The sequence below is a fragment of the Microbacterium sp. NPDC090014 genome (genome assembly GCF_044748285.1).
Lineage (GTDB): Bacteria > Actinomycetota > Actinomycetes > Actinomycetales > Microbacteriaceae > Microbacterium.
In genome coordinates, this window is the sequence record NZ_JBIVFS010000002.1 from 231,745 (window position 1) to 249,807 (window position 18,063).

20 protein-coding genes are annotated in these 18,063 nt (G+C 70.3%); 11 read left to right on the forward strand and 9 right to left on the reverse strand.

Features of this window, described 5'->3' with window-relative positions; genetic code table 11:
• Nucleotides 1-21 precede the first annotated feature (21 nt).
• The 4 genes from ACIPV5_RS14460 (at nucleotide 22) to ACIPV5_RS14475 (ending at nucleotide 4,434) form a co-directional block, all read left to right on the forward strand.
• Nucleotides 22-1,059: a LacI family DNA-binding transcriptional regulator gene (locus tag ACIPV5_RS14460; protein WP_400341564.1), complete on the forward strand. Its 1,038-nt coding sequence runs from the start codon at nucleotides 22-24 to the stop codon at nucleotides 1,057-1,059.
• A 141-nt stretch (nucleotides 1,060-1,200) separates the two neighbouring features.
• Complete coding sequence (locus ACIPV5_RS14465) at nucleotides 1,201-2,640, forward strand: MFS transporter (RefSeq protein ID WP_400341566.1); 1,440 nt, start codon at nucleotides 1,201-1,203, stop codon at nucleotides 2,638-2,640.
• Nucleotides 2,633-3,604, forward strand: a complete 972-nt coding sequence (locus tag ACIPV5_RS14470) for a Gfo/Idh/MocA family protein (protein ID WP_400341568.1) — start codon at nucleotides 2,633-2,635, stop codon at nucleotides 3,602-3,604. Before ACIPV5_RS14465 ends, ACIPV5_RS14470 begins: the two co-directional genes overlap by 8 nt.
• Nucleotides 3,605-3,633: 29 nt before the next feature.
• Entirely contained in the window at nucleotides 3,634-4,434 is an 801-nt protein-coding gene (locus ACIPV5_RS14475; RefSeq protein ID WP_072591778.1) for an SDR family oxidoreductase, read from the forward strand.
• Nucleotides 4,435-4,470: 36 nt separating this feature from the next.
• Here the strand turns inward: ACIPV5_RS14475 and ACIPV5_RS14480 are convergent, their stop codons facing one another.
• Genes ACIPV5_RS14480 through ACIPV5_RS14490 form a run of 3 tightly spaced genes read right to left on the reverse strand, consistent with a single transcriptional unit; the run spans nucleotide 4,471 to nucleotide 6,314 of the window.
• Nucleotides 4,471-5,331, reverse strand: a complete 861-nt coding sequence (locus ACIPV5_RS14480) for an NAD(P)H-hydrate dehydratase (protein WP_400341570.1) — start codon at nucleotides 5,329-5,331, stop codon at nucleotides 4,471-4,473.
• Nucleotides 5,315-6,043, reverse strand: a complete 729-nt coding sequence (locus tag ACIPV5_RS14485; RefSeq protein ID WP_400341572.1) for a histidine phosphatase family protein — start codon at nucleotides 6,041-6,043, stop codon at nucleotides 5,315-5,317. Before ACIPV5_RS14485 ends, ACIPV5_RS14480 begins: the two co-directional genes overlap by 17 nt.
• Nucleotide 6,044: 1 nt before the next feature.
• Nucleotides 6,045-6,314 carry a hypothetical protein gene (locus ACIPV5_RS14490; protein WP_053097657.1) on the reverse strand — a complete coding sequence of 90 codons (270 nt, stop codon included), beginning with the start codon at nucleotides 6,312-6,314 and terminating at the stop codon, nucleotides 6,045-6,047.
• Between the two features lie 109 nt (nucleotides 6,315-6,423).
• On the opposite strand from ACIPV5_RS14490, the gene ACIPV5_RS14495 reads away from it, so the two are divergent.
• From ACIPV5_RS14495 to ACIPV5_RS14505, 3 genes are all read left to right on the forward strand, one after another.
• Nucleotides 6,424-6,816 (forward strand): hypothetical protein, encoded by a 393-nt coding sequence (locus ACIPV5_RS14495; RefSeq protein ID WP_400341575.1) that lies wholly within the window; start codon nucleotides 6,424-6,426, stop codon nucleotides 6,814-6,816.
• Between the two features lie 17 nt (nucleotides 6,817-6,833).
• Nucleotides 6,834-7,454, forward strand: a complete 621-nt coding sequence (locus ACIPV5_RS14500) for a cyclodeaminase/cyclohydrolase family protein (protein WP_400341576.1) — start codon at nucleotides 6,834-6,836, stop codon at nucleotides 7,452-7,454.
• An 84-nt stretch (nucleotides 7,455-7,538) separates the two neighbouring features.
• The gene (locus ACIPV5_RS14505) at nucleotides 7,539-8,534 is read left to right on the forward strand and encodes an NADP-dependent oxidoreductase (RefSeq protein ID WP_400341578.1); all 996 of its coding nucleotides are present in this window, start codon (nucleotides 7,539-7,541) and stop codon (nucleotides 8,532-8,534) included.
• 80 nt (nucleotides 8,535-8,614) lie between these two features.
• Here ACIPV5_RS14505 and ACIPV5_RS14510 read toward each other — a convergent pair whose 3' ends face one another.
• Complete coding sequence (locus tag ACIPV5_RS14510; RefSeq protein ID WP_400341580.1) at nucleotides 8,615-9,331, reverse strand: SDR family oxidoreductase; 717 nt, start codon at nucleotides 9,329-9,331, stop codon at nucleotides 8,615-8,617.
• Nucleotides 9,332-9,485: 154 nt separating this feature from the next.
• Between ACIPV5_RS14510 and ACIPV5_RS14515 the strand changes: the two genes are divergently transcribed.
• Nucleotides 9,486-10,088 (forward strand): TetR/AcrR family transcriptional regulator, encoded by a 603-nt coding sequence (locus ACIPV5_RS14515; RefSeq protein ID WP_053097652.1) that lies wholly within the window; start codon nucleotides 9,486-9,488, stop codon nucleotides 10,086-10,088.
• Nucleotides 10,089-10,095: 7 nt separating this feature from the next.
• Here ACIPV5_RS14515 and ACIPV5_RS14520 read toward each other — a convergent pair whose 3' ends face one another.
• Genes ACIPV5_RS14520 through ACIPV5_RS14540 form a run of 5 tightly spaced genes read right to left on the reverse strand, consistent with a single transcriptional unit; the run spans nucleotide 10,096 to nucleotide 14,758 of the window.
• On the reverse strand, nucleotides 10,096-10,623 hold the full coding sequence (locus ACIPV5_RS14520) for a hypothetical protein (RefSeq protein ID WP_233277240.1): 528 nt from the start codon (nucleotides 10,621-10,623) through the stop codon (nucleotides 10,096-10,098).
• 52 nt (nucleotides 10,624-10,675) lie between these two features.
• Nucleotides 10,676-11,518, reverse strand: a complete 843-nt coding sequence (locus ACIPV5_RS14525) for a galactosyltransferase-related protein (protein WP_056279528.1) — start codon at nucleotides 11,516-11,518, stop codon at nucleotides 10,676-10,678.
• Nucleotides 11,515-12,525 (reverse strand): glycosyltransferase, encoded by a 1,011-nt coding sequence (locus ACIPV5_RS14530; protein WP_400341583.1) that lies wholly within the window; start codon nucleotides 12,523-12,525, stop codon nucleotides 11,515-11,517. The genes ACIPV5_RS14525 and ACIPV5_RS14530 overlap by 4 nt, the downstream gene beginning before the upstream one ends.
• Nucleotides 12,522-13,661, reverse strand: a complete 1,140-nt coding sequence (locus tag ACIPV5_RS14535; RefSeq protein ID WP_320490530.1) for a glycosyltransferase — start codon at nucleotides 13,659-13,661, stop codon at nucleotides 12,522-12,524. The genes ACIPV5_RS14530 and ACIPV5_RS14535 overlap by 4 nt, the downstream gene beginning before the upstream one ends.
• Nucleotides 13,658-14,758: a hypothetical protein gene (locus ACIPV5_RS14540; RefSeq protein ID WP_400341585.1), complete on the reverse strand. Its 1,101-nt coding sequence runs from the start codon at nucleotides 14,756-14,758 to the stop codon at nucleotides 13,658-13,660. Before ACIPV5_RS14540 ends, ACIPV5_RS14535 begins: the two co-directional genes overlap by 4 nt.
• Before the next feature lie 85 nt (nucleotides 14,759-14,843).
• Between ACIPV5_RS14540 and ACIPV5_RS14545 the strand changes: the two genes are divergently transcribed.
• Genes ACIPV5_RS14545 through ACIPV5_RS14555 form a run of 3 tightly spaced genes read left to right on the forward strand, consistent with a single transcriptional unit; the run spans nucleotide 14,844 to nucleotide 18,060 of the window.
• Nucleotides 14,844-15,773, forward strand: a complete 930-nt coding sequence (locus ACIPV5_RS14545) for a WcbI family polysaccharide biosynthesis putative acetyltransferase (protein WP_400341587.1) — start codon at nucleotides 14,844-14,846, stop codon at nucleotides 15,771-15,773.
• Nucleotides 15,770-16,744, forward strand: a complete 975-nt coding sequence (locus ACIPV5_RS14550) for a hypothetical protein (protein WP_187250241.1) — start codon at nucleotides 15,770-15,772, stop codon at nucleotides 16,742-16,744. Before ACIPV5_RS14545 ends, ACIPV5_RS14550 begins: the two co-directional genes overlap by 4 nt.
• On the forward strand, nucleotides 16,738-18,060 hold the full coding sequence (locus ACIPV5_RS14555) for a glycosyltransferase family 2 protein (RefSeq protein WP_400341590.1): 1,323 nt from the start codon (nucleotides 16,738-16,740) through the stop codon (nucleotides 18,058-18,060). The genes ACIPV5_RS14550 and ACIPV5_RS14555 overlap by 7 nt, the downstream gene beginning before the upstream one ends.
• The last annotated feature ends 3 nt before the right edge of the window (nucleotides 18,061-18,063 follow it).

The window sequence follows — 18,063 nt, forward strand, 5'->3', positions numbered from 1 at the left end:
CGCTGGGAGCTGGGAGGAACCATGGACGACGATCTGCCCGGCGAACTCGCGGAGCGCATCAGGCGGCGCGGCGGCGCCGCGACCATCTACGACATCGCGGAGCTCGCCGGCGTGAATCCGTCGACGGTGTCGCGTGCGCTCAGCAAGCCCGGGCGGATCAGCAAGAAGACGGAGGAGCGGATCCGTCTCGCCGCCGACCGCCTGGACTTCCAGTTCAACCCGATGGCGCGTGCCCTGCCGACCGGACGCAGCCACACGATCGGGTTGATGGTCGCGGACATCACCAACCCCGTGATCTTCGGCATCGTCCGCGGCGCGGAGCACACGGCAGCCGCGGCCGGATACACGCTGGTGATCGCCGAATCGCAGGAGTCCGGTGAAGCGGAGGCCGAGGCCGTCTCACGGCTGCTGCCGAGCGTCGACGGGCTGATCCTGGCCACGACCCGTCTCTCAGACGACCGGATCAGCCGGATCTCCGAGCGCAAGCCGGTCATCCTGATCAACCGGCAGGTCGACGGCGTCGTCGGCGTGCTTCCGGCAGTGGAGCAGGGCGTCTCCGACCTCGTCGCCCATCTCGCCGACCTCGGACACCGCTCGATCGCCTACCTCTCGGGCCCCGAGACGTCGTGGATCAGTCGCAGGCGGTGGGAGTCGATGCTCGATGCGGCCGAGGCCCGCGGCATCGCCGTCGTCGAGATCGGACCGCTCATGCCCACGATCGAGGGTGGTCGCGAGGTTCTGCGGCGCGTGCAGGCGTCGCGGGCGACCGCGGTGATCGCCTTCAACGACCTCATGGCGATCGGGCTGATCCAGGCCTCCGCGGCCGCTGGCATCGTCGTGCCCGACGACCTGAGCATCGCGGGTTTCGACGACATCTTCGGCAGCGAGCTCATCGTCCCCGCGCTGACGACAGTGCGGGCCCAGCTGCAGCTCGCGGGCGAGCGCGCGGTCGGCAAGGTGCTCCAAGCCCTCGGCGACGCGAGCGAGCCGGTGAGCGACGACCCGCTGGCGACGACGCTGGTGGTGCGGGAGAGCACGGGCCACGCGGCGCGAACCTGAGCGGACGCCGCTGACTGCAACGATTCTGCATCCCGTAGTGGCAATCGGTTGCCGAATCGGGAGAATCCTGCTTTGATGGAACCGTCTCGAGAGCGAGGCGGTCTGGAGTCCTTCGATGAAGAATGCACAGAGGCTGCGGGTATGAGCGAGCAGATGACCCATCCCACCGGCGAAGAAGCGCGGTGGACCTCGAACATCGGCGTGCACTACGACGCGAAGAAGCCGCTGTCCCGCTACATCCGGTGGTATCTGCTGCTCTCGCTCGCGGTCTCGGCGGTGTGGGCGGCGACCAACGGCATCCTCATGCCGAACCAGATCCAGATGATCGAGTTCGGGTCCTTCTTCAGCGGGGCAGACGCCGGCGTCGATCTGCAGGCCCTCACCGAACTCGGGCGAGCCGTGGCCGCCGGCGACATCACGCCTGACGCGGACCAGGCGCGACAGCTCGCTCTGCTCTCGGACTTCGAGGCGGCCCGAGCGAACGGGCTCGCGTTGGTCACGACGACCAGCGCCATCATCGTGATGATCCTGCAGCCGGTTATCGGGGTGCTGTCCGATCGCACGCGCTCCCGACTGGGGCGCCGGGCTCCCTGGATCCTCTACGCCGGACTGATCGGCGCCGTCCTGCTCGTCGCCGTCCGCTACGCACCTTCGCTCGTCGTGCTCGTCGTGCTGTGGTCTGCCACCGAGCTCGCGTTGAACGTCGCTGGCAACCCGCTGCAGGCCACGGTCGCCGACAGAGTGCCGCGCGACCGACGCGGCCGCGTGACGTCATGGACCAGCATGGGGGCGATCATCGGCGGCATCCTCGGCGGCATCGGTGCCGGCGCGCTGTTCGGACTCGTCGGCCTGGACTTCTATCTGATCCTCGGTCTGCTCGTGGCGATCGCGACGGTTCTCTTCGTGACGCGGAACCGTGACGCATCGTCGGTGGACGTCGAGCGCGAGCCCTTCGCCTGGAAGCCCTTCCTGCTCGGCTACGCGAGCGCTCTCAAGGCCCGCAATTACCGGTGGCTGTGGATCTCCCGGGTGCTCTTCTTCTTCGGCTACAGCACGTCGACGGTCCTCAACCTCTACATGCTGCAGAGCTACATCTCCCCGGCGCTCAGTGCCGCCGAGGCATCGGCGATGGTCCCGATCCTCGGGCTCGCGGGCATCCCCTTCACGCTCATCGCCGTGGCGATCTCGGGGCGGCTCTCCGACCGTGTCGGCCGTCGCAAGCCCTTCATCGTCGTTGCGTCGCTGCTCATGGCGGTGTCGATGGCGATCCCGCTGATCTCGCCGACGCTCCCGGCCCTCTTCGCCCAGGTGATCATCACTGGCCTCGCCTTCGGCATCTACCTGCCGGTCGACAACGCGATGTTCATCGACGTGCTCCCTGATCCGGCGCGCGCAGGGCGGGATCTCGGTCTCGCGATCGTCGCCATGAACCTCGGTCAGGCGCTGGCACCGGCGCTCGCTGCGGTCGTCGTCTCGGCGACCGGCGGCTATCAGCTCGTCTGGGGAGCCGCGCTCGTGCTCGTCGCCCTCGCGACCCTCACGGTGGCACCGATCCGCGAGCGGAAGGCCGTCGATGCCTAGGTGGGGCATCGTCGGCACCGGCGACATCTCCGATCGCCTCGTCTCCGATCTGCTCGCCATCGGCGGTGGCATCTCAGCCGTCTGGGGGCGAACCGCCGAGCGCGCGTCCGACTTCGCGACGCGGCACGGCATCCCGACGTCGACCGACGATCGGGCAGCGCTGTTCGCTCGCGACGACGTCGACGTCGTCTACATCGCCACCCCTGCCGTCACGCATACTGCGATCACGCTCGAGGCCCTCGACGCGGGTAAGCATGTGCTGGTCGAGAAGCCGATCGCGACCTCGGCCGCTGACGCCGAATTGCTCTTCGCCCGCGCGGCTCAGGTGGACCGATTTCTCATGGAGGCGATGTGGATGCGGTTCAACCCGCTGCACGTCGAGATCATCGACCGGATCGCCGCGGGAGAGCTCGGTGCGATCAGAAACGTGCGGGCGAGCTTCGGCACCCCGTTCTTCCCGCGCCCGGGCAAAGAGCGGCCGGAGGACGGCGGAAGCATCCTGCGCGACAGGGGGATCTACCCGGTCACGCTGGCCCATTGGTTCCTCGGTGCGCCCGACGTAGTGCAGGCGCGAGGAGTCCTCTCTGAGGGGGTGGATCTCGCGGGGCATGCCACGCTCGAGCGCGCCGACGGCGCCTTCGCGCAGCTCGCGTGGTCAGGAGTGGACTTCCTTGATCTCTCGGCGGCGATCAGCGGCGAGCGCGGCTGGATCACGCTCGATCCCATGTTCTGGGCGGGCAGCGACGCCCGAGTTCATGCAGGGTCGGCGGAGCGTATCTTCCGCGAGCCGGAGCAGCTGCGGCATCCGCGGGTCGGCAACGGCTACGGCCCGATGCTCGAGGCAGTGACCGCGGCGATCGCATCCGGTCTGCGCGAGCACCCCTGGCACGATGCGGCGACGACGATCTCGATCACCCGTACCCTCGACCGCATCCTTGCGGACATCTCCTCCGAGTCGCGCTGATCGCGGCCCGACCCACCCAGAAGGAAACCATGGACATCTCAGGCAAGGTCTTCGTCGTCACGGGCGCAGGAAACGGCATCGGACGCGAGGTGACGCTGCGTCTGCTTGCCGGTGGCGCCTCGGTTGCCGGCGTCGACCTGAACGCCGCAGGCCTTGAAGCGACCGCAGCACTCGCGGCTGTCGGCACGCGATTCACTCAGCACGCGGTGAACATCACCGACCGGAATGCGATCGACGCGCTTCCCGACGCTGTGATCGCGGCTCATGGACAGGTCGACGGCGTCGCGAACATCGCGGGGGTGATCCAGAAGTTCGTCACGGTGAACGAACTGCCGTTCTCGGAGATCGAGAAGGTCATGAATGTGAACTTCTGGGGAGTGATGAACGTGTGCAAGGCCTTCCTGCCTCACCTTCTCGCCCGACCGGAGGCGTCGCTGCTCAATGTCGCGAGCATGGGTTCGTACGCCCCGGTGCCCGGTCAGGCGGTCTACGGGGCATCCAAGGCCGCGGTGAAGCTCCTCACCGAGGCGCTCTATGCCGAGCTGCTCGAGACGAACGTGCATGTCACGGTGATCTTCCCCGGCGCGATCAGCACCGGCATCGCTGCGAATTCCGGAGTCGATCTCGGAGGGGACGCGACGGCGGAGAGCAGCGCCTACAAGACGACGACGCCGCAGGAGGCGGGCCGCGTGATCGTCGACGCGATAGTGAAGGATCGGTTCCGCGCCACGATCGGTTCGGATGCCGCCGCGATGGACCGCCTCTCACGCCTCAACCCGAAGTTCGCGACGAGGATGATCGCGAAGCAGATGAGCGGTCTTCTCGCCTGAGCATCCGGTCGACGGGACCCAGCCGTGGTGACGCCGTCAGTCGACGTCGCCTCGAGCCCCGTCGACGTCGAGCACGGCGGCGGGGAGTTCGCGCACCAGCTCGCGGGCGAGGTAGCCGAGACCCCTGCGCTCGGCGAGTCGGTCTCCTGCGCGGGCGTGCGCCCATGCTCCCCAGACGGCGGCGCGTTCCGGGGCGAGTCCTCGGGCGGCGAAGCCGGTGATGGCGCCCGCGACGACGTCGCCCGATCCGGCCGTGCCGAGGCCGGGGCCGCCGTCGTCGAGTCGCCATGCGGCGCCCGAGGGTGAGACCACGGCGGAGTAGCAGTGGATCACGGCGTCGAGCTCCTGAGCGAGTCCCGGCAGCTCCGAGAAGAGGTCGTCGACGGGGCGGCCCAGCAGGAGCTCGGCCTCGTCGAGATTGGCGTTGACGATCAGGGACGCCGGAAGATTCGAGCGCGGCACGTCGCGCAGTGCACCGACGGCGAAGGCGTCGACCACGAGGCAGGAGATGTCGTGGCCCGCCAGCCGCCGCAGCCACCCGAGGGCATCCTCGGGGTCGTCCAGCCCGGGCCCGACCAGCACCGCATCCGCTCCCTCGCAGGCGCTGCGCAGGTCGTCGGTCATCGGTTCGCCCGGATCGGGCGATTCGTAGACCCCGGCCTCGGGGAACGCGATCCGCACGACATCCGCGACCGAGGCGTCGGTCGTGACCGCGACCTTGCCCGCTCCGACGCGCAGCATGGCCTCTCCGCCCAGCACGACCGCGCCGGCCGAGAGAGACGAGCCGCCGATGATCATCGCCGTGCCGCGGGACTTCTTCGAGTCGCCGGGGTCGGGCAGACCCCACTCCTGCAGCAGCTGCGGCGTCACCCGCGTCGGCTCATCCCGGGCCGACATCGGGGCTTCCCGGGTGCACGGTGATATCGGCGCCCAGCTGCGCGAGGTGGCGCACGTCGGAGAAGTCCTCGAGCTGCCACTGCCGGCCGTCCAGGCGCAGCCGCGTCACCGAGGCGTTGAGCACCGGGTTCGTCGAGGCGAACTGCATGAGGCGCGTCTCGTCCATCCCGGTCAGCAGTGCGACCAGCAGCATCACGACGGCGTCATGCGCGACGACGAGACCGACGCGGGCGTCGTCGGCCAGTGCGTCTCGCAGGAACGACCGCAGGCGCAGGGACACATCGGCCCACGACTCTCCTCCGGGCGGCCGGTGGTAGTACTTGCCCAGTCGCGCCCGACGGTCGGCCTCTTCGGGATGCCGGGCGGCGACGCCCCACCGGGTCAGCAGATCGAGGATGCCGAGCTCTCTGTCGCGCAGCCGTTCGTCGGTGAGCACCCGCTCGACGCCGGCGACGCCCTCCACGCCCTCCATGCTGAGCGCGAACGTCTGCTGGGCCCGCACGTACGGCGACAACCAGGCGACCTGGGGCGTGACAGGGCCGCCGTGCAACGCGGCCGCCAGCGCTCGCGCCTGCTCGGCACCGGTGGTCGACAACGGCACATCGGCGTCTCGGGTCGCGAGGTCGATCACCTCGGCGCGGACGGTCTCCGCGGCTGTCGCGGCGACGTTGCCGATACTCTCTCCGTGCCTGACGAGCCACAGCTCCTGCACGTCACATCTCCCAGTCTTCGAACGGGAGGTCCCATGAGGCGTGGTCCGGCTCGATGCGTCCGGTCGTATCGACGTGCGCGGCCTTCTCGACCGAGATCACCACGCGCGTCGTGGGGCGGATGAGCACGCTGATGCTGCGGTCGTCGCCCGACAGGGTGATGAAGGTCGGCGCTGCGGATGCGGCGGCCTCGATCTCGTCCATCACCTGCCTCAGAGGGCGATCGTCACGCAGCACGAAATTCCGGCCGTCGATCTCGATGTTCGTGCTCATTGTGCGCTCCTCCCTCTCGTGTGGCCGACGCTATGCGATCGAAGCGAGTGTGCCGAGGGCCTTGCGTCAGAGGCCGACGAGGGTTAACCGAACTCTCTACGATGAGATCATGCAGATGCTCGACACCCTCGCGCTCGTCGGCGAGGTGCTGTCGTGGGTCGGCCTCGGGCTCGGTCTGCCGATGCTGCTGATCGCTGTCCTCATCCGGACGATCGAGGGGCCGTGGCTGCCCGCAGAGATCGCCGTCATCGAGCGCGACGGGGCGTTGCTCGCCCGCTGGTTCGCCGGGGGAGACTTCCATGAGCGACCGCTGAGCCGGCAGGAATCGGCGACCGCGGAGGCCGGCTGGGCCGACGGAGTGGTCAGCGCGAACAACCCCTCCCGCGCACGAGTGGGGGAGCCGCCGCACGCACGGCGCGTCGTCCTCACCCTCGGGATCGTGTTCGCCGGCGTCGGGTTCGTGGGTCTCGTGGTGTCGCTGCTCCCGCTGCTCTGGTCGTAGCTCGTAGGGTGACGGTCATGGAGGACTCCGCCGACATCCCCGCATCCACCCCGATGGACGACTGGTTCGACGCGCTGAGTCGTCCGACCGGTTCTCCCGGGGGAGGCGCCGCGTCGGGAGTGATGCTCGCGATCGCCGCCTCGCTGATGAGCATGGTGGGCGGGTACTCCGATGACGACCCTCGAGCATCGGAGCGCCTCGATCCGCTCACCGGGCGACGCGTCGAGGCGCTGCGGGCGGTCGAGGCGGACGGCGTCGTCTCGGCCTGCTTCGGGGCTGCCCTCGCACTGCCGAGCGACGACCCGTCCCGCGACGAGCGCGTCCGCGAGGCGGCCGTCGAGGCGGCCGAGTCCGCGGCGCAGGTCGGTGGCATCGGCGTGCGGATGCTGCGCGACGTGCGGGTGCTCGTCGAGGCGGGCAACCCTCACATCGCCGTTGATCTCGCCGTCGCCGCAGAGGCCCTGGGCGCCGGATTGTCGGGGGCGTCGCTGAACGTCCGGGCGAACCTGCAGATCGCACGCCGTCACGGATCGTCCGACACCGCGCTCGCCGGCCTCGACGCGGAGATCGAACGGTTGGCGGATGCGCGACGCGAGGTCGCGCAGATCATCGAGGAGCTGTCCTCTCGACTCGACTGAGAGCATCTCGCCGTTGACAATAAAACTGAGTGCGCTCATAATAGAGTTCAGTCGTTATTCTGCGACGGATTCCGGAGATCACCCATGAGAGCTTTCGTCCTCTCGAAGTACGACACCGCCGTGCACGCGGCCGACGTGCCCGAGCCCTCCGTGGGCGAGCGCGACGTGCTCGTCCGCGTGCAGGCGGCGGGTGTCAACCAGCTGGATGAGAAGATCCGCGCCGGCGAGTTCAGAGCGATCCTGCCGTACCGTCTGCCGATCGTCCTCGGGCACGACGTCGCGGGGACGGTCATCCGCGTCGGCGCCGGCGTGAGCCGTTTCGCGATCGGCGACGAGGTCTACGCGCGTCCACGCGATCGTCGCATCGGGACCTTCGCCGAGCGGATCGCGGTCGACGAGAGCGACGTGGCGCTGAAGCCCGCGTCGATCACGATGGACGAGGCGGGGTCGCTGCCGCTCGTCGCGCTGACGGCCTGGCAGGCCCTGGTCGAGATCGGCGAGGTGCGGCCGGGCCACAAGGTGCTGATCCATGCGGGAGCCGGCGGCGTCGGATCGATCGCGATCCAGCTCGCGAAGCACCTGGGTGCGGAGGTGGCGACGACCGCGAGCGGCGCGAACGCCGACTTCGTGAGGATGCTCGGCGCCGACCATGTCGTCGACTACCGGTCTGAGGACTTCGAGGAGGTCCTCAGTGGATACGACGTCGTGCTCGACAGCCTCGGCGGCGAGAACCTCGAGAAGTCGCTGCGCATCCTGCGGCCGGGAGGCAGGGCGGTCGGGATCTCGGGTCCGCCCACACCCGAGTTCGCCCGCGCAGCCGGCCTCAATCCACTGCTCCGACTGGCCATGGCCGTGCTCAGCCGCAAGGTCCGGGCCCAGGCGAAGCGCCTGGGCGTCGCCTACACGTTCCTCTTCATGCGGGCGAGCGGCGAACAGCTGCGCCAGATCGTAGAACTCGTCGACGCGGGAGCCATCCGCCCGATCGTCGGTCGCGTGCTCCCGTTCGAGGAGGCCGCCGACGGCATCGCGTCGCTGACCCGGGGCGGAATCCGCGGCAAGGTCGTGATCAGGGGAGCCTGAGTCCTGATCGCTGCAGAGCATCCGGACGCACGAAGGCCCCGGGAGCGATCCGATCGCTCCCGGGGCCTTCGCCGTGTGGACTACTGCTCCGAGGTGCGCGCCAGCTGCGGGTAGAGCGCCTCGAGCGGGGCGCTCAGGGCGGCCCTGACCTGCACCGAGGTGTCGTCGGCGAGCACCTCGTACTCGCCCGCCTCCGTGGCATCCAGCACCTTGGTCACGAGCACGGCCGGGTCGAGCTTCGGGTCGGTGACGTTCGCCGCCATGGCCGTGTCGACGTATCCGACGTGCACCCCGACGACGTGCACTCCGGCCGGGGCGAGCTCGAGGCGCAGCGAGTTCGTCGCCGACCACAGCGCCGCCTTGGTCGCGCTGTAGATGCCGGCGACGGCGTACCAGCTCAAGGCCGAGTGGATGTCGATGAGCGCCGACTGCGGCTGGGCCGAGAGGATCGGCGCGAAGGCGCGAGCGAGGAACAGCGGGCCGAGGAAGTTGGTCTCGACGTTCGCGCGGATCTCCTCGTCGCTGTGCGAGAGGATGCCGGGGCTCGAGGGCGAAGCGCCGGCGTTGTTGATGAGCACCGTGACGTCGGGTGCGGCCGCGACGGCTGCGGCGATCGATGCCGGATCGGTGACGTCGAGGGCGAGCGGCACGATGCGCTCGTCATCCCACTCGCGGGGCGTGCGTGCGGAGGCGTAGACCTTCGAGGCGCCGCGCGCGAGGGCTTCGCGGACGAAGTGCGTGCCGATCCCTGCGTTCGCGCCGGTGACGAGGACTACTGCTCCAGAGAGAGAAGGCATGAGGGTGGGCTTTCTGTCGGAGGGATCGAACGGATGCCGTCACGGCTTCACCATGGATCGATGAGGCGCTCGTGGGAGAATGGGCGGACCGAGCCCACGCCCTGGTGACTATGATCAGAACTGAGCGTGATCATTATTTATTCCGGAGGACGCCATGACTGTCGACTCCCGCCCTCTCGGTCGACGTGAGCGCAACAAGCTCGACAAGCTCGAGCGCATCACGACCGCTGCCGGCGAGCTCTTCGCCGAGCGAGGGGTGGACGACGTCACGACGCAGGAGATCGCCGATCGCGCCGACATCGGCACGGGAACGCTCTTCCTCTATGCCAAGACCAAGGGCGAGCTCCTGCTGCTCGTGCAGAACTCGATGTACGCCGAGGCGCTCGAGCGCGGACGCGCCGCCGCCGCCGACGCGGACGGTGTTCTCGAGGGTGTGCTGGCGGTGATCCGGCCGGTCATCGAATGCAACCGCACCCAGATCGACAACGGCCGCACCTACCTGCGTGAGATCGTGTTCGGCGACCCCGAAGAACCGCATCACGGTGAGGCGCTCGCCCTCACCGGGCAGACCGAGCAGCTGGTCGCCGACGTCATCGCCCGTGATACGCGGGTCTCGGCCGACGAGGCCGCGGCGCTCGCCCGCATCGTCTCGGCCGTCATGTTCCTGACCATGTCCGCCACGATCAACATCGCTCACTCGGTCGAGCAGATCGTCGACGAGGTCGCCGCGCAGATCAGAGTGATCCTGCCGGCCTGACCGGACGTCAGTGCACGAACGCCTTCAGCACGACGAAGGCCACCCCGAACAGCGCTGTGCTCAGCGCCCCGAGGATGCGGACGGGGATGGAGCTGCCCCGACGGAGGAAGGCCACGTAGCCGAGGAAGGCCAGGATGACGGTTCCTGACCACAGGGCGACGTCGTTCGCGGCATCGTCGGGAATGACCCGCGTCGTGCCGGCGACGAGGATGAGCGCGGGGATCCCGGCCGAGCTCAGCATCCCGAGTGAATGGCGCACCGAGCGGCCGATGGCCGTGCGCACGCCCATCTGCTCGGGATCGTCTCGGCCGAGCCGGGCGACGGCACCCGCGTAGACATGCGCCGCCCAGAAGACGATGACGGTCACTCCGACCGACAGGAGCACCGCGGCAGACGTCTCTCCGTGTGCGGACGAGACGGCGATCAGTCCGCTCACGAGGATCGTTCCGTAGACCGCCGCTTCGGTGCCGAATCCCGGACGCAGGGTGCGGTGCGCGCGAAGCAGCGGGTGCTCATCGGGGGAAGACGCCGTCATGCTGCCGAGCGTAGTGCGGATTCCCCGGCATCCGAACCTCCCGTCGAGCGGTTCAGCGACGGGATGCGCTCGCGCGATCGACGCGGCGGAAGCCGTCGCCGTGAGGTTCCACGGCACCGCCCTCGATGAAGCTGTCTATCCAGCCGCGCATCGGCCACTCGCCCCATCGCTCGGCGAACAGAGCGCCGTTGCGCAGGATGTCGTCGAGGTGGCGCCAGGGCGGAGAGCCGGCCGGATGCCACTGGTGGTAGGCATGCGCGCCGCCGACCCAGCGCAGCCCGATGCCACGCGCCCGTGCGCGTCGACCCAGGTCGGTGTCTTCGGCGCCGTAGCCCTCGTACACCTCGTCGAATCCGCCGAGACGCGTCCAGGTCTCGGGGGTCACCGCGAACGAGAGCGACCAGAACAGGTCGAACTCGTCATCGGTCGCCGCCACGACGGCGTCACCCGCGGGCAGCGGGCGAGCAGGGTGCGGACGGGTCAGGATGCCGAGATCGTGCGGTGTCGACGGGCGCTGCACACTGTGGAGATAGGTCACCGGGCCGCAGAGGAGGTCCTGCGGGTGCGTTCGCGCGGCACCGATATATCGCTCGACGAGCCCCGGTCCCGGCAGGCAGTCGACATCGAGGAACACCAGCAGGTCGACGTCCTGAGCGAGCGCGAGCGAGGCCGCCGCGTTCCGCGCCGCGCCGACGCGCATGCCGTGGTCGCCCGGCGGCACATGCACGAACCGGGCTGCGGGCGGTGACGGCGGCGCGTCCGCATCCAGCCACGCCTCGATGCGGACGATCTCGACGCCGGGCGTGCTCACCTCGTCGAGGAACCGCCGCTGACGCTGCAGATGGTCGAGACGGTTGACCGAAGCCGGCGTGATGACGGCGACGCGGACGCTCATCGCGCCACCTCCTCGATCGCGCTCGCGGCGCGGGCGGCAGCCCCGTGCACCTGCCACGCGTGCCAGCGGGGAGCGGTCTCGGCAGCTCGGCGGATGCCGTCCCCGACCTGGGAGGGCTCCGCATCGACCGGAAGACTCTGGGCGAAGCCCTGTGCGGCGAGCACGCGGGCCATGTCCTCCTGCTCGCCGAAGGGCCTCTCCTGGGCGATCACGACGGCGCGGGCATCGGCGGCGGCGAGGTCGGCGATGCTGTTCTGGCCCGCCGCGCTCACCACGACCGTGGCACGGCACAGCAGGGGCCAGACGTCGTCGACCCGGTCGTCGCCGTTCACACCGGCGGTCTCGACGTCCCACCCGTCCGCTCTGAGCAGCTCGACGGTCTCCGAGAGCGCGTCACGGTCGAGAGCGCGACCGAGGAACAGCACGCGACGAGGGTGCTCATCGCCGGTGTCGACGCGGGCTCGGCCGTCATAGCGAGACACGCCGCCGACCGCTCGCACGCGCTCGCGGCCGACGAGCGCCGTCGCCTCGATGGTTCCCTGCGGCCAGGGCGTCAGGATGAGGTCGGCGAGGTCGTATCCGAGCCGGTGCGGGGCGTCGGTGCGCTCGCCCGGTTGAGCGAAGACGATCGTCGGCACGCCCATCAGGCGGGCGAGCATCGTGATCTCGACGCTGACGTCGACGACGAAGGCCGCGGTCGGGTGGACGGCCACCCAGTCGGCGATCACCGAGAGGCGAGCCTGATGCCCGGGATGCCCGAGGGGTGCCCAGTGCAGGCTGCCGTTCGCGGTGACATCGCCGAGCTCGTGCGCCTCTCGGCGCACTCCGTCGGCCCCGACGACCGGGTCGGAGTCGGAGGGCAGCTGCACCCATGTCGTCCGCGGTGCCAGGGACTCGGGCTCAGGCAGGCTCGAGAACACCGTGACCTCGTCGGCGAGATGCGGGCGGATCGCCTGCATCCGCGTCAGGTGGCCCCACCCGTGATGGTGCACGTACCACGCGATCATGCTCCGACCGCCTCCACGAACTCGTGGGCGGGCATCGCGCTCTGAGCGGCGACGGTGAGGACCCGTTCGATCTCGCGATGCCGATGGTCGAGCGAATGCCGCGCGGAGGCGGCGTCGCGCACATCCCGTCGGCGCAGTCCGCTGCGCGACTGCGCGACCAGGTTCGTCGCGGCGCGCGCGAGCGCCTCGGTGTCGGCAGACGGCACCACGGCGGTGCCGGGGATTCCGGCGAGCACCTCACTGGTGCCTCCCGAGTCGAACGCGGCGACGGGCGTGCCGGTCATGAGCGCCTCGGCCATCACCAGCCCGAAGGGCTCCGACCACACCGGTGTCACGAGGGCGACCGATGAGGCCCCGACGAGCGCGGCGAGCTCGGGCTGTCGCAGCGCGCCGACGTAGTCGATGCCCCGGCCGAGACGTGGGCGCACCTCGCGGTCGAAATAGGCGGCGTCGCCGACGCGGCCCGCGAGCTTCAGCCGCGCGCCGGCGCGTCGAGCGGCGTCGATGGCGAGATGGGGTGCCTTCTCGGGCACGATCCGGCCGAACCACACCCAGTCCCCTCCGCCCGATCCCAGACTCCACTGTGCGGTGTCGACGCCGTTGGTGAAGACGAACGCCTCGACGCCCTCGGCCGACCACGCGCGCGCCGTGTACTGGCTGACCGCGAGGAACCTGTGCGGCGACGAGCCGTCGAGAGCATTCGACGCGATCACCATGTCGGCGAGGGGAGGGGTGTGCAGCGTCGTGACGACCGGAACCCCGATCTCACGGCTCCACAGGATCGGATCGCCGTGGAGGCTGTGGTTGTCGACGACATCGACGCGGGTCTCCGGCGCGTCGAGCCGATCCCGTACCCGCGCGAAGGCGTCGGTCATGAGACGGCGGTGCCCCTCGGGGAAGTCGGTGTCGGACGCATCCCGCGCCCGGTGCCACCGCGGACTCGGCAGGTGCAGGTCTATGTCGGCGTCGAGGAAGTCCGATCCCTCCGCCGCGCACAGCTCCACATGGTGGCCGCGGCTGCGCAGCCAGCGCACGCGGTTCCAGACCACGGCCTCCAGCCCGCCCGCGTGCGGTTGGCGAAGAGGATGACGTTCGGGCGCCACGACCAGCACCCGCAGCTGCTCGCGACCGATCATGCGCGGGCCCCCTCGGTGACGCGCGCACATGCCTCGGCATACAACCGCGCATGGGCGGTGCGCACCGCCTGCCGCTCGGCCAGCCTCTCGGACCTGCGCGTGTCCATCGGCGACCTGGGCGGCGCGTCCGACGCGCGCGACACGGCCTCGGCCAGCGTCCGCGCGTCGTCGAACCCGATGATGAAGAAGTCGTCGGGATGCTGCGAGCCGATGTGCCCCACCTCGGTCCCGGCCACGGGGACCCCCAGGTCGTGGCAGAGCTCGACCCATCCCGAGTGGGTTCCGTGCAGGTACGGCAGGACGAAGAGGTCGAGGCCGCCGATCCACGCGGCGATGTCCGCGTCGCTCAGCCGCGGGGTGCGCCGCACGTGCACGGACGGGTGGTCGGCCGCGGCGGCGACCACGCGGGCTGCCGCCTCGTCATCCCGCGTGCGCTCGTTTAGCAGGATCTCGAAGTCGACGGCGCGACCCGCCTCGGCGAGCTGTCCGGCCGCGTCGACAGCCGTGCGGACCGCACGCTCCGCGTCGATGTTGGGACGCAGGTCGCGCAGGTGGATGCCGACCCGCACGGTCGCGTCGTCCGAGCGCCCGATCACAGGCGCATCGTCGAGCAGGGTGGGGTGCGCCAGCACATCGCTGCTCCGGTGCCACCGTCGTTCGATCTCGGCCGTCGCCGTCGCGGTGAGCGTGACCAGGTGATCGGCCGACGGGATGATCACATCGAGCAACTCTCGGTACGGCGCCTGGTCGACCAGCTGCGGGTTCTCGAGGTCGTGCACGGTGTACACGACCGGGCGGCCGAGCCGGTGCGCGGTCTCGAGCGCCTCGCGCAGCTCGTCGGGCGAGAAGGATTCGAGGCCGAAGTGCACGTGCAGCACATCGAACTCATCTGCGTGCGACACCAGCCACTGCGGGGTGAGAGCCACCGGAGGCCACCAGACGCCCGCAGCTGCGCCGGGAACGGGCGGATCGGGGAGGACCTTCACTCGCTCCGTGTCGGCGATGGCGCGCACGTAGGGATGGGTGGCCGGGATCGAGGCGACGCGGATGAGGGCGGGTTCGGTGACGATGTGGTTCTCCGTGGGCGGGCAGAGCATCGACGTGCGGGGTCGCGATGACGGGGGTGACCGCACAGCAAAGGGGGCGCACGACTGATGCGATCGAAGGGGGTACGTTCGAATCATGAGCCACGATCCCGAACCGCGCACGGGCGTTGCGCCGACCGGCTCCGTGGTGCTAGCGCGTCAGAGGCACTACTCGGAGTTCTACGGGCTCACCCCGCTTCCCGAACGATTCGGCGTCGTCCTCGGCAACTGCCAGGCCGAGTCGCTGCGCGTGGTGATGGATGCGCCGGAGCACCGATTCGTGCGCGTCCCCGCCGTGCACGAGATGACCGCCGCCGACGCCGCGCGCCTGCACGAGATCGCCGGCCTCGCCGACGTCGTGGTGAGCCAGCCGATCCGCGACGACTATCGCGATCTGCCGCTGGGGACGCAGCAGATCGCCGCAGTGACCGATGCCCGGGTCATGACCGTGCCCCCGGTGCGCTTCGCCGGACTGCATCCCTTCCAATCCGCCTTCCGGGTTCCCGGCGTCGAGGGAGATCCGCCCGTCGTGGCGTACCACGACGTGCGCACTCTCGCCGCCGCCGCGGGCATCCCCGTCGTCGCCGCGCTCGCGCCCGCTGAGGTGCGGGCCGTGGGACAGACGTCGATCGACACGCTGCGCCTGCGCGAGCAGAGCGCCGACGTGGCGGTCTCCGACCTCTTCGACTCCGTCACGGCCGATCACATGCGCACGGTCAATCATCCGGGCGATGCGGTGTGGATGCCGTTGGGTGCCCGCATGCTCGAGATGCTCGGCCATACGGGCGGCCCGACCGACCCCGGGCGCCCGCTGCTGAACTCGGTGCGCGCGCCGTTGGAGCCGGAGGTCGTCGACGCGTGGGGGCTGGCGGACGAGCCGCGCGCGCACTGGATCGTCGACGCCGTTGCGGTCGACGACGCCGAGGTGCGTGCCGCTCACCGCGAGTGGTACGCCACGCACCCGGAGTTCGTCGACGCCGCCGTGACCCGTCTCGCGCCCCTTCTCGACGTCTGGCGAGCACGATGAGCGTCACCCCGCTGCTGCTCGTCCACCCTGGGACGCACGGCGTCGCCATGTACGGACGGCAGATGGCCGATGCGGTCCGCGTCGCGGATCCGTCGATCCGCACCGTGGAACCGCACGACCTGGATGCGGACGACGACCGCGCCCCGTTGCACGTGCACTTCACCGACCGGCTCTGGGGTCGCTCTCCCGAGGAGGCGGCGCAGGCGTTCGGGGACCTCGCCGCCGGGCGCGCGATCAGCGTCACCCTGCACGATGTGCCGCAGGCGTCGGACGGCGAGCGCAACCTGCCCCGGCGGCGGGCCGCGTACGCGGCGGTTGCGGCGGCGGCGCGTGGAGTGGCGGTGAACAGCGACCACGAGCGTGCGCTGCTGCGCGAAGAGCGGGTGTGGACGGGCCCGGCGGTGAGCATCCCGCTGCCCGTCGAGCTGCGGCCCGACGTGCCGCGGACGCCGGCTGACGCGTCGATCGGAGTGCTCGGCTACTTCTACCCGGGCAAGGGACACGACGAAGCGGCCCGCGCAGCCGCGTCCGCGGGCATCACGAGGATGACGGTTCTCGGCCGGGCGTCCGACGGCCACGCCGCGGAGCTCGAGGAGTTCGTCCGTCGCGCGGGCGCCCTCGGGGTCGAGGTCGACGTGACGGGCTGGCTCGACGACGAGGAGATCGCCCGGCGGGGACGCGCGGTGTCGGTGCCGGTGATCGCCCATCGCCATGTGTCGGCGTCGGGGTCCCTCGCATCGTGGATCGGCTGGGGGCGTCGTCCCGTCGCCGTGCGCAATCGCTACATGGACGAGATGGCGGCGCTGCGTCCGGGAACCGTGCAGACCGTCGACGGATCAGAGCTCGCCACCGCGGTGCGGGCGGCGTTCGAACGACCCGAGACGACCTGGCACGGACTCACTCGGCTGCCGATGTCGTGGCCGGACGCGGCGGAGGCCTACGTGCGCTGGTGGGGCGGGCTGGCGTGGTGACACGGCGCCCGTGGGTCGTCGGCAACAGGTGGGACTCGCTCGACGGGGTCCGGCCGCAGACGCTGCCGAAAGTGTCGGTGATCGTCGCCCACTACGAGCAGCCCGGGGAGCTCGCCCGCACGCTGTCGGCGCTGTCGACGCAGGACTATCCGCGCGAACTCCTCGAGATCGTCGTCGCCGACGACGGCTCCGCCGGGGATGTCCTCGTGCCGCCGGGGGTCACCCTCGTGCGGCAGGACGACCGGGGCTTCCGCCTCGCCGCTGCGCGCAATCTCGGCGCACGAGCGAGCACCGGGGACGTGCTCTGCTTCCTGGATGCCGACACCGCTCCGGAACCCGGATATGTGCGGGCTCTCACCCGTCTTCCGGCGCTGCTTCCCGAGGCGGTCACGGTCGGACGGCGTCGCCACGCCGACTTCTCGGGCATCGATGCGGAGACGCCCGTGATCGAGGCGGTGATCGGCCGTGAGCTCCCGGAGCCGGCCTGGCTCGCCGAGGAGTACGCGCGCAGCCGTGACCTGCTCGACGCCGACGACCGCTCGTACCGGTTCGTCATCGGCGCGGTGATCGCCTGCTCGCGTCGCCTGTTCGAGGAGACCGGCGGCTTCGACGAGTCGTTCTCGACCTACGGCGGGGAGGACTGGGAGTGGACGCATCGGATGTGGCAGGCCGGCGCCGTGCTGGCGCACGTGCCGACGGCCGTGGCCTGGCACGACGGGCCCGAGTGGGCCGAGCGCACGGATTCCGGGCTCGAGCGCGCGAACGCCCAGACGATGACACTCGTCTCGTCGATCCCGGTCGACGGCTCGGCTCCGCGGGGACTGCTGTCGGCGGTCCCGGATCTCGTCGTCCGGCTGCGCGGCACGCACACCCGGGAGGCGCTGTTCATCGCGGTGGACTCGATCCTCACCGCGTTCCCGCGGTCGCGCGTGATGCTCGATGCGACGTCCGGACTCGACATCGACGACCCGCGCATCGTGATCGACGGCGACGGCGACGGCGACGGCGACGAGCCCGAGGCCAGGGTGCTCTGGGAACTCGACCGCCCGGTCGTGGTCCTCGAGTCGGCAGGGATCGCCGAGCTCGTCGCGGGCCTCGGTGCGGGTGACGTCGGCACCGTCGATCTCGTCGACTCCGCCGGCTCGTCCGCCGGTGTGCTGCACTCGCGCCGAGCGCTGCGGCGAGCCGCGCGATGGGGCACGGCAGAGGGATTCGAGACCCTGACCGTCCGTGCGGAAGGCGTGCATCTGCTGCGCTCCAACCCGCACGTGGAGGCATGGGTCGGAGGATGGGGCGGTCCCGATCGGTTCCGCTGAGCG

Coding starts and splice junctions, on each gene's coding strand:
- ACIPV5_RS14475 (WP_072591778.1), top strand. CDS start 3,634: ATGGACATCTCAGGCAAGGTCTTCGTCGTCACGGGCGCAGGAAACGGC.
- ACIPV5_RS14495 (WP_400341575.1), top strand. CDS start 6,424: ATGCAGATGCTCGACACCCTCGCGCTCGTCGGCGAGGTGCTGTCGTGG.
- ACIPV5_RS14465 (WP_400341566.1), top strand. CDS start 1,201: ATGAGCGAGCAGATGACCCATCCCACCGGCGAAGAAGCGCGGTGGACC.
- ACIPV5_RS14460 (WP_400341564.1), top strand. CDS start 22: ATGGACGACGATCTGCCCGGCGAACTCGCGGAGCGCATCAGGCGGCGC.
- ACIPV5_RS14515 (WP_053097652.1), top strand. CDS start 9,486: ATGACTGTCGACTCCCGCCCTCTCGGTCGACGTGAGCGCAACAAGCTC.
- ACIPV5_RS14490 (WP_053097657.1), bottom strand. CDS start 6,314: ATGAGCACGAACATCGAGATCGACGGCCGGAATTTCGTGCTGCGTGAC.
- ACIPV5_RS14470 (WP_400341568.1), top strand. CDS start 2,633: ATGCCTAGGTGGGGCATCGTCGGCACCGGCGACATCTCCGATCGCCTC.
- ACIPV5_RS14480 (WP_400341570.1), bottom strand. CDS start 5,331: ATGTCGGCCCGGGATGAGCCGACGCGGGTGACGCCGCAGCTGCTGCAG.
- ACIPV5_RS14500 (WP_400341576.1), top strand. CDS start 6,834: ATGGAGGACTCCGCCGACATCCCCGCATCCACCCCGATGGACGACTGG.
- ACIPV5_RS14525 (WP_056279528.1), bottom strand. CDS start 11,518: ATGAGCGTCCGCGTCGCCGTCATCACGCCGGCTTCGGTCAACCGTCTC.
- ACIPV5_RS14530 (WP_400341583.1), bottom strand. CDS start 12,525: ATGATCGCGTGGTACGTGCACCATCACGGGTGGGGCCACCTGACGCGG.
- ACIPV5_RS14540 (WP_400341585.1), bottom strand. CDS start 14,758: ATGCTCTGCCCGCCCACGGAGAACCACATCGTCACCGAACCCGCCCTC.
- ACIPV5_RS14505 (WP_400341578.1), top strand. CDS start 7,539: ATGAGAGCTTTCGTCCTCTCGAAGTACGACACCGCCGTGCACGCGGCC.
- ACIPV5_RS14545 (WP_400341587.1), top strand. CDS start 14,844: ATGAGCCACGATCCCGAACCGCGCACGGGCGTTGCGCCGACCGGCTCC.
- ACIPV5_RS14535 (WP_320490530.1), bottom strand. CDS start 13,661: ATGATCGGTCGCGAGCAGCTGCGGGTGCTGGTCGTGGCGCCCGAACGT.
- ACIPV5_RS14520 (WP_233277240.1), bottom strand. CDS start 10,623: ATGACGGCGTCTTCCCCCGATGAGCACCCGCTGCTTCGCGCGCACCGC.
- ACIPV5_RS14510 (WP_400341580.1), bottom strand. CDS start 9,331: ATGCCTTCTCTCTCTGGAGCAGTAGTCCTCGTCACCGGCGCGAACGCA.
- ACIPV5_RS14550 (WP_187250241.1), top strand. CDS start 15,770: ATGAGCGTCACCCCGCTGCTGCTCGTCCACCCTGGGACGCACGGCGTC.